We start from the raw sequence: 7,941 nt of genomic DNA, 5'->3' as shown, positions 1-7,941 counted from the left end.
CGGTGATTCAGTCGGCATATTCAGTGACTGACACACAGCATTCGCGAGCAGGCTCGCTCCCACAGGATCAAGTGAACAGCAGGTAGATTGCACTCAAAGCCAATAGTCCCGCCATGCACCGATTGAACCAACGCATCCCCGCCGCATTGCTCAGATACCCGCGCAAGAACGTCCCGGCATACACCCAGCAGCCCACCGACAGATAACAGATCACCAGATACACCGCCGCAAACTGCCAGACCAGCCGCGCCTCGCCATCGGCGACAAACGCGCCCATCCCTGCGACGCAGGCCAGCCAGGCTTTCGGGTTGAGCCACTGCATCACCGCGCCGTACAGCATCGACGGCGCCCGCCCGGAATCACCGGCATTCAACTGCCCGTCATCCACGGCCAGTTTCCACGCCATGAACAGCAGAAACACGACACCGGCCAGTTGCACCACCCGGGTCATGAACGGCCAAAGCTTAAGCACCTCGTGCAGGCCCAGCCCCATTAGCACCAGCAGCAACACAAACCCTAACGTGGCCCCGGCGACATGCCGCTGACTGGCGCGAAAACCGAACTGCGCCCCGGAACTCAACGCCACAATGTTCACCGGCCCCGGCGTGATCGACGCCGCCAGCGCAAACGCCGCCATGGAAACAATCAGACTCATCGCACACCTGCTTCAAATCGAGGAACAAGGTGCACACGGTAGCGAGCACCCGGTCTTCGGTATTGAAGAAAATGCCCCTGTGATCCTGATCGTTCCCACGCTCTGCGTGGGAATGTAGCCCGGAACGCTCCGCGTCCATTCCAGAGCCGAACGCAGAGCGTCCGTTGAGGCATTCCCACGCAGAGCGTGGGAACGATCAAGGATGACCCCATTCGCGAGCGGACTCGCTTCCACAAAAAATCGATACTCAGTCCAGACGCGGCACTGTGAAGCGGAACTCGCTGCCCTGCCCCGGTTCGCTCTCGGCGAAGATCCGCCCGCCATGGGCTTCGACGATGCCCTGGGTGATGTACAAACCCAGACCCGTGCCGGTCGGGTTGCCCTCTTTCACCGTCCAGTAACGATCGAACACGTGCGGCAGATGTTCCTTGGGAATGCCTTCGCCACTGTCGCGCACGGTGAAGACGATGTCATCGCCGACCGAGGTGGCAAGTACGCCCACTCTGCCCAGACGCGGGGTGAACTTGATCGCGTTGCCGACCAGATTGGACAGCACCTGAAACAATCGCTCGGGGTCAGCATGAATGCGCAGATCAGGATCGGCGTCAAAGGAAATGCTGATGTCCTTGTCCAGCGCCAGCGGCGCGAGCAGTGCCTGCGCCTCCTCGAACATCTGTCCGACGTCGAGTTTCTGCGGGGTGATGGAGTAGCGGCCGGCGTCGATTTTCGAGGTATCGAGCAAATCTTCCAGCAACGTGTTCATGCGGCCGGCAGCCTGTTGCATGGTGTCGATCGCCGTGGAAATCCGCCGCGAAGTGTGCGGGCCGTCGGAGCTGAAAGCCTTCTGCATCATGCCGCAGAGCATGGAAATCACGGTCATCGGGTTACGCAGATCATGCGACACCACGGCCACCAGTTCATCGCGGGCGCGCACCGCTTCCTGCTCGCGACGCACTTGCCGGGCCAGATCGTTTTCCAGTGCCGAGCGGCGCAAATCATTGGCGGCGAACAGATCACCGTGGCTCCACTTGGTGGAGATCCCGGCCATCTCGACTTTCCAGATTTCGAACGAGGTACGCGGGCGCAAACGCAGGCCGGCGTCGGAGTTTTCGAGGTCCAGAGGTTTGCGTGGATCGCCGCTCCAGTTGATGTTCTCCTTGACCTCGGGCCGGAACCAGAACACGCCGTTGTCCACCGGTTTCGGCAGGGTCATGGCGAGCACACCGCTGGCCACCCGCTGATACTGGGCGGCCGGCGGGTAGACGCTGGCCAGGTTATGGCTGGCAAACACCGCTTCGCCGCGGTCCTGCAGCCACTTGTGCAAAGCGCGGATTTCTTCCGGTTCCGGGCAGTTGCCGTAACGGTGCAGTTGCTTGTCTTCGATGATCGCGATGCCGCCGGCATGGGTCAGCGCCATCAGCGTTTGCGGCTGATTGGCCAGTCCATCGAAGACATTTTGCGGCGAGTCGATCATCGCTTGATTGAGCAACGCCAACGCCTCGACTTTTTCCTCACGCTGACGGCTGATTTCCAGCGCTTCCATCGCACTGATCTGCAGCGACAGCACTTGGCCGATGGTCTGGCACGCCGCGCGCAATTCATGCGGCACATGCAACGGCTGGCGATTGCCGCAACTGATCAGGCCCCAGAGCTTGTCGCCCTTGAGCAGGGAAATGCTCATCGAGGACAGCACGCCCATGTTCTTCATGTACTGACAATGGATCGGCGACACGCTGCGCAGTGTGGCGAAACTCAGGTCCAGCGGCGTGTCGGTGTCCGGGCGCAACTTCGGCAGCAGCGGCACCGGTTGGTAGTCGGCATTGGGGATGATCCGCAGCCAGTTGGTGCGATACAGCTCGCGCGCCTGTTCGGGAATATCCGACGCCGGGAAGAACAGGCCATTGAACACTTCCATCGACGGGTCAGAGGCTTCGGCGATGACCTGACCGTGGCCTTCCTCTTCGAAACGATAGATCAGCACCCGGTCGTAACCGGTCATCGCCTGGATTTCCTTGACGCTGATGTCGTACAGCGCCTGCAACGTCGTAGCCGCTTGCAGACGCTGGAGCATGCGCCCCAGATGCGTCTGGTTGCCGGCGACGTTGCGTGGCTGGAAGTTCTCGATGTGGATTTCCAGCTCCAGAATCAGCACACCTTGATGGCGATGCAGCAAGCCCTCGAACGCGGTGCCATTGAGCCGCAAGTGCAGCGGTGGCGCGTCGGACAGTGATGGTTGCAGCAAGGCTTCGCGTACTTGTGCCGCTTCAGCATCGCCGATCAGGCGCTCGAGGGGCTGACCGATCAAACTTAGCGGCGCCCGGTCCAGCAGGGTTTCGACGTTGGCGCTGACCTGAATGATGGTCAGTTCAGGCTCGCTGAGGGTCAGCAGCAAACCGTGGGGCTGGATCGCACCGGGGAAGCGAATAGGCTCATCGGCACAGTTGGCCAGCAGTTCTTCAAAGGCTTCTTTGTCTTGCGCAGTCATGCCAGTACCTCTCGGCTTTCGAGCCAGCGCTCGAAACAGCTGAATGTGGTTTGTGCCGCTGTGACGACGGCGGTGCGTTCGTCGGCGCTGATCGGGCGATTGCCCAGATATTCGATGAAATCGCGCCAGCGGCGGCCGGTGGCGGCGCCGTAGATATCAAGAAAGGCCGCGCCGTTGTCGGCTTCCAGACCCAACCGGGCGGAGATTTCCCGGCGCAGAATCTGCCCGCCGAGCGTTGCGCCCTCGAGGACGTAGAGCACGCCAAGGCAGGCAGCGCTTGAGTCGATCACCGGCAACTGCTCACACTGCGGCAGACCTTGCAGCGCTTCGGCAGATACGCCCAGCGCGTGCAGATCAGTGCGCAAGGTTGGCGCTTTGAGTCGAGGCGGCAGATCAAAATCGGCAGGAATTGCAGCACTGCGGAGCAAGGCGCTTTCCAGCGGCAGATAGAAGCCGTAATAGGCCTGCATCAGCTGCACAAAGGCCTGTGTATCGAGGGCATCGGAGAAAAACGGAAGGCGTTTTTCCAGTGCGATGTGCAGCTCGGCAGTGCCGGCTCGCAGATCTTGCAGCACCGGTGGCACATAAACTTCACGGGCCTTTGCTTGCATGTAGATCGCTCTTGGTGGGGCCGCCTGGGGCCAGACTGGATGAGTAAAACATGGGGGCGAAATCTTACACGGCAAACGCCTTTTCTGACCGGATGGATAGTTTTTCCTGCCGAATCCATCCTTCTCTGATTCATTCAGAGTAAAGGCGTCAGCGAAAAGTTCGACCGCGTTACCCAACAGCGCCGGGCGCTGTACCGCGACAGCGCTGCGTGACTGTATGGGTCTGGGCGTGTTGGGGCTGTGATAAAAATATCGCTCTCGTTACTGGAGTACCGTCATGGATCTCGCCACTCTCACCCTGTTTCTTCCGGCCTGTTTCGCCCTGAACATGGCCCCCGGGCCGAACAACCTGCTGTCGGTCAGCAACGCCACGCGCTATGGCTTTCGCCGCGCCTGCACGGCGGGTATCGGACGGATTCTGGCGTTCGCCGGGATGATTGCGCTGGCCGGCGCGGGTCTGTCGGTGGTGTTGCAGACCTCGGAATGGCTGTTCCATGCGATCAAGATCGTCGGCGCGGCGTATCTGTTGTACCTGGCCTGGCAGTTGTGGCGGGCCAATCCCGAGACCGAGCAGCAGGTAACGGGCGCGACCGTTGGTTTCTTTGCATTGGCGCGGCAGGAGTTTCTGGTGGCGGCGGGTAACCCGAAGGCGATTCTGTTGTTCACCGCGTTTCTGCCGCAATTCGTCGACCCGGCGCGGCCGGTGCCGGCGCAGTTCGCGGTGCTGGGCGTGCTGTTTCTGCTGCTGGAGTGGATCGCCATCAGCGCCTACGCGTGGATGGGCCTGCACATGCGCCGCTGGTTCGCCGAGCCGCGCGGCAAGCGAATATTCAATCGTTGCTGCGCAGGTTTGCTGTCGGCGGCAGCTTCGGTGCTGTTGCTGGCGAAACGCGCTTAAGCCGCGGACGGGCCTTTGAGTTCGACCTGATTGCCGTCCGGGTCAAAACAGTAAAGCGACAAGCCTTTGCCCTCGGCGCCGAAGCGTGATTCGGCTTTTGCCACAGTCAGGCCGAAGGCTTGCAGATGTTCAATCAGCGCCGCTTCATCGAACGGCTCGATGCGCAGGCAGAAGTGATCGACGTTACGCCGCTCGGCCCCGGCCGCCCCGCCGCCCTTGCGGCCGAGTTCGCCCTGCAGGTCGACGAGGTCGATCATCGAAGTGCCGGCGCGCAGGTGTATCAGGCCCAGCGGTTCGTTGCGCTTGACCACTTCGGCGCCGAAGACCTGGTTGTAAAAGTCGATGCTGCGTTGCAGATCGGCGACGCGCAGGACGATGTGATCGATATGTTGGATGGAAAACGGATGCATAAGCCCGGCACCTCGAAAATCTTGTTAGAGCTACCCGTGGGCGGCGATCTTTTTGGGACGCGGAGCGTCCCGGTCTGCATTCCCACGCAGAGCGTGGGAACGATCATCGCAGCCTGCGGCAGCTCCTACACGGTAGTTCAGGGGATTTGAAAATTCACTGTCGATTTTTCGGTGGAGCCATCGACAAACTGGTTTTACTCTCAGCCCATGAACATACAAACCGCTGTCCTGCCGCCCCATGCCGAGATGGTTCGCGCCATGCTCGAACGCGACACTGCCTATGAAGGCGTGTTCTTCACGGCCGTGAAAACCACCGGAATCTTCTGCCGCCCCAGCTGTACGGCGCGCAAGCCGAAACCGGAGAACGTCGAGTTCTTCGCCCATGCCGACGAATGCCTGTCGGCCGGATATCGCGCCTGCCTGCGCTGCAAACCGCTGGACGCCGCGGCCATCGCGCCGGACTGGGTGCAGCGGTTGCTCAAAGCCGTGGAGACCGACCCGGAGCTGCGCTGGAGCGATGCACAACTGCTCGCCGAAGGTATCGAGCCGCTGAAGCTGCGGCGCTGGTTCAAGCAGCATTTCGGCATGACCTTTCACGCGTGGTTGCGCACGCGCCGGCTGGGCATGGCGCTGGGCGGGATCAAGCAAGGCACCTCGATTGATCACGCCGCGTTTGATTCGGGCTATGAATCGCTCAGCGGTTTTCGCGATGCCTTTCAGAAGTCCTTTCACATCACCCCCGGCCGCGTCGCGCAGAGTGAACCGCTGCTGTTCACCCGGCTGACAACACCGCTGGGGCCGATGATCGCCATGGCCGAGCGCCGGGGGCTGGTGTTGCTCGAGTTTCTTGATCGGCCGGCGCTGACCGGCGAAGTCGAAGAACTGCAGCAACGTTACGGCTACGCGGTCGCGCCGGGGCACAACGCGCATTTGCAGCAGATCGAGCAGCAATTACAGGCGTATTTCGCCGGCAAACTCAGCGAGTTCAGCGTGCCGCTGCACTTGCCCGGCAGCGAATTTGCCCGGCAGGTCTGGGCGGCGCTGCGGCAAATCCCCTACGGCCACACCAGTACCTACGGCGCCATCGCCGCCGGTTTGGGCAAACCTGGCGCCAGTCGCGCGGTCGGTCTGGCCAACGGGCACAATCGGCTGTCGATTGTGGTGCCCTGCCATCGGGTGATCGGCGCGGACGGCTCGCTGACCGGCTATGGTGGTGGGCAGCCGCGCAAGGCGTTTCTGCTGAGGCTGGAAAACGCCGCCGTGCAGCTCACCCAACCTTTGGCATTCTGACTAACCCCATCAACTGACAAGAAGGATTTTTGATGAACGCGCTCGCTACGCAGTTTCACCAGTTGCACCAGCAAGGCCTGTTGATTCTGACCAACGTCGCCGACGCCACCGGTGCGCGACTGGTCGAGCATCTGGGCGGTAAAGCCGTGGCCACCAGCAGTGCGGCGGTGGCCTGGGCCCACGGTTATCCGGACGGCAACGCCCTGCCCCTTGAACGGCTGGTGTCGACGGTGGAGTCGATCGCGCGGGTGATCAGCATTCCGTTGACCGTGGACGTCGAGGCCGGTTACTCCGATGACCTCGGGCGCGTGGCGGAAGTGCTGGATGCGGTGATCGCGGCGGGGGCCGTGGGGATCAATATCGAGGACGGTTCTGCCGATCCTGAATTGCTCGCGCGCAAGATCGAAGTGGCGCGACAGGTCGCCGGCAAGCGCGATATACAGCTGTTCATCAATGCGCGCACTGACGTCTATCTGAAAAGCCTGGTGCCGGCCGAGGATCGCGTCGCCGAAACCCTGCGCCGCGCGGCGCTCTATCAAGCGGCCGGCGCCGATGGCTTGTTCGCGGCGGGCGTCACGTCGGCCTATGAAATCGAGGCCATCTGCAAGGGCTCTGCGCTGCCGGTCAACGTGCTTGGCTTTGCTTGCCTGCCTTCGCCGCAAGAGCTGCAAGCGCTGGGCGTGCGCCGCTTGAGTGCGGGTTCCGGCATTGCCGAATTCCTCTATGGCGCGATGGGTGGGCTGGTGAAAAGCTTCCTCGCCAGCGGCAAACTCGACACCCATGACCTCAAGGCGTTCAGCTACGGCGATGTCAACGGTCTGCTGAAATAACATGCCTGACGCTTATCAGGCGGCCAGCGCGTTTCTGGCCGCGCTCGATCCCGATTGGCAGCGCCATGTTGCAACGGTCGGCCCGTGCCTGCATCAATCGCATCCGGCACGTGATCCGTACGAGTCGCTGGTGCGGGCGATTGCTTATCAGCAACTGCATGCCAAGGCCGGGGATGCGATTGTCGGGCGGCTGGTGGGGTTGTTTCCCGGGCAGTCGTTTCCGCGTCCCGAGCAGATTCTGGCGACTGATTTTGAGCATATGCGCGGTTGCGGGTTTTCGGCGAGCAAGATTGCGACGATTCAGGGGATTGCTCAGGCGACGCTGGATGGCGTGGTGCCGGATTACGCTACGGCGCTGGCGATGGATGATGAGGCGCTGATTGAGCGTTTGGTCAGTTTGCGCGGGGTCGGTCGCTGGACGGTGGAGATGTTGCTGATCTACAGCCTGGAGCACATGGATATTCTGCCGGCAGATGACTTTGGTGTGCGTGAGGGATATCGGCGGTTGAAGGGACTGGAGGTGCAACCGACGCGCAGGCAGATGGTTGAGATTGGATTGGCGTGGCGGCCGTATCGGACGGTGGCGGCCTGGTATTTGTGGCGGGTGCCGAAACCGTTGCCCTCACCCTAGCCCTCTCCCAGAGGTAGAGGGGACTGATTGGGGGAGATTGGGGGGTTACGCCGACTTGAAATAGCACCTCTGAATCCATGATTGCCAAGACTTCTCAATTCCATAATCGACTGCCCTCACCCTAGCCCTCC

At 61.5% G+C, this 7,941-nt stretch carries 8 protein-coding genes; 4 read left to right on the top strand and 4 right to left on the bottom strand.

Translation table 11 applies throughout. The annotated features are described in order from the left end of the window. Positions 1-67: 67 nt before the first annotated feature. From L8H52_RS30070 to L8H52_RS30060, 3 genes are all read right to left on the bottom strand, one after another. Positions 68-655, bottom strand: a complete 588-nt coding sequence (locus tag L8H52_RS30070; RefSeq protein ID WP_242210125.1) for a LysE family translocator — start codon at positions 653-655, stop codon at positions 68-70. Positions 656-902: 247 nt separating this feature from the next. Beyond that, positions 903-3,140, bottom strand: a complete 2,238-nt coding sequence (locus L8H52_RS30065) for an ATP-binding protein (RefSeq protein ID WP_242210126.1) — start codon at positions 3,138-3,140, stop codon at positions 903-905. Next, entirely contained in the window at positions 3,137-3,751 is a 615-nt protein-coding gene (locus L8H52_RS30060) for a biliverdin-producing heme oxygenase (RefSeq protein WP_242210127.1), read from the bottom strand. Before L8H52_RS30060 ends, L8H52_RS30065 begins: the two co-directional genes overlap by 4 nt. Before the next feature lie 277 nt (positions 3,752-4,028). On the opposite strand from L8H52_RS30060, the gene L8H52_RS30055 reads away from it, so the two are divergent. Beyond that, complete coding sequence (locus L8H52_RS30055; protein ID WP_242210128.1) at positions 4,029-4,649, top strand: LysE family translocator; 621 nt, start codon at positions 4,029-4,031, stop codon at positions 4,647-4,649. Here L8H52_RS30055 and L8H52_RS30050 read toward each other — a convergent pair. After that, positions 4,646-5,059 carry a VOC family protein gene (locus tag L8H52_RS30050; protein ID WP_242210129.1) on the bottom strand — a complete coding sequence of 138 codons (414 nt, stop codon included), beginning with the start codon at positions 5,057-5,059 and terminating at the stop codon, positions 4,646-4,648. The two genes, L8H52_RS30055 and L8H52_RS30050, sit on opposite strands and share 4 nt — an antisense overlap. Before the next feature lie 207 nt (positions 5,060-5,266). On the opposite strand from L8H52_RS30050, the gene L8H52_RS30045 reads away from it, so the two are divergent. From L8H52_RS30045 to L8H52_RS30035, 3 genes are read left to right on the top strand one after another with little or no spacing between them, the layout of a single operon-like run. Continuing rightward, positions 5,267-6,349 carry a bifunctional transcriptional activator/DNA repair protein Ada gene (locus L8H52_RS30045; RefSeq protein ID WP_242210130.1) on the top strand — a complete coding sequence of 361 codons (1,083 nt, stop codon included), beginning with the start codon at positions 5,267-5,269 and terminating at the stop codon, positions 6,347-6,349. Positions 6,350-6,381: 32 nt separating this feature from the next. After that, positions 6,382-7,179, top strand: a complete 798-nt coding sequence (locus L8H52_RS30040) for an isocitrate lyase/phosphoenolpyruvate mutase family protein (protein WP_242210131.1) — start codon at positions 6,382-6,384, stop codon at positions 7,177-7,179. 1 nt (position 7,180) lies between these two features. Continuing rightward, positions 7,181-7,810: a DNA-3-methyladenine glycosylase gene (locus L8H52_RS30035; RefSeq protein ID WP_242210132.1), complete on the top strand. Its 630-nt coding sequence runs from the start codon at positions 7,181-7,183 to the stop codon at positions 7,808-7,810. Positions 7,811-7,941: the final 131 nt, after the last annotated feature.

Source organism: Pseudomonas sp. CROZ-RG-20F-R04-15 (genome assembly GCF_022662375.1).
Lineage (GTDB): Bacteria > Pseudomonadota > Gammaproteobacteria > Pseudomonadales > Pseudomonadaceae > Aquipseudomonas.
This window is presented reverse-complemented; position numbering and strand designations above follow the sequence as displayed.

Bases quoted from the DNA above. Each gene is read 5' to 3' on its own strand.
- L8H52_RS30070 (WP_242210125.1), bottom strand. From the start codon at position 655: ATGAGTCTGATTGTTTCCATGGCGGCGTTTGCGCTGGCGGCGTCGATC.
- L8H52_RS30065 (WP_242210126.1), bottom strand. From the start codon at position 3,140: ATGACTGCGCAAGACAAAGAAGCCTTTGAAGAACTGCTGGCCAACTGT.
- L8H52_RS30060 (WP_242210127.1), bottom strand. From the start codon at position 3,751: ATGCAAGCAAAGGCCCGTGAAGTTTATGTGCCACCGGTGCTGCAAGAT.
- L8H52_RS30055 (WP_242210128.1), top strand. From the start codon at position 4,029: ATGGATCTCGCCACTCTCACCCTGTTTCTTCCGGCCTGTTTCGCCCTG.
- L8H52_RS30050 (WP_242210129.1), bottom strand. From the start codon at position 5,059: ATGCATCCGTTTTCCATCCAACATATCGATCACATCGTCCTGCGCGTC.
- L8H52_RS30045 (WP_242210130.1), top strand. From the start codon at position 5,267: ATGAACATACAAACCGCTGTCCTGCCGCCCCATGCCGAGATGGTTCGC.
- L8H52_RS30040 (WP_242210131.1), top strand. From the start codon at position 6,382: ATGAACGCGCTCGCTACGCAGTTTCACCAGTTGCACCAGCAAGGCCTG.
- L8H52_RS30035 (WP_242210132.1), top strand. From the start codon at position 7,181: ATGCCTGACGCTTATCAGGCGGCCAGCGCGTTTCTGGCCGCGCTCGAT.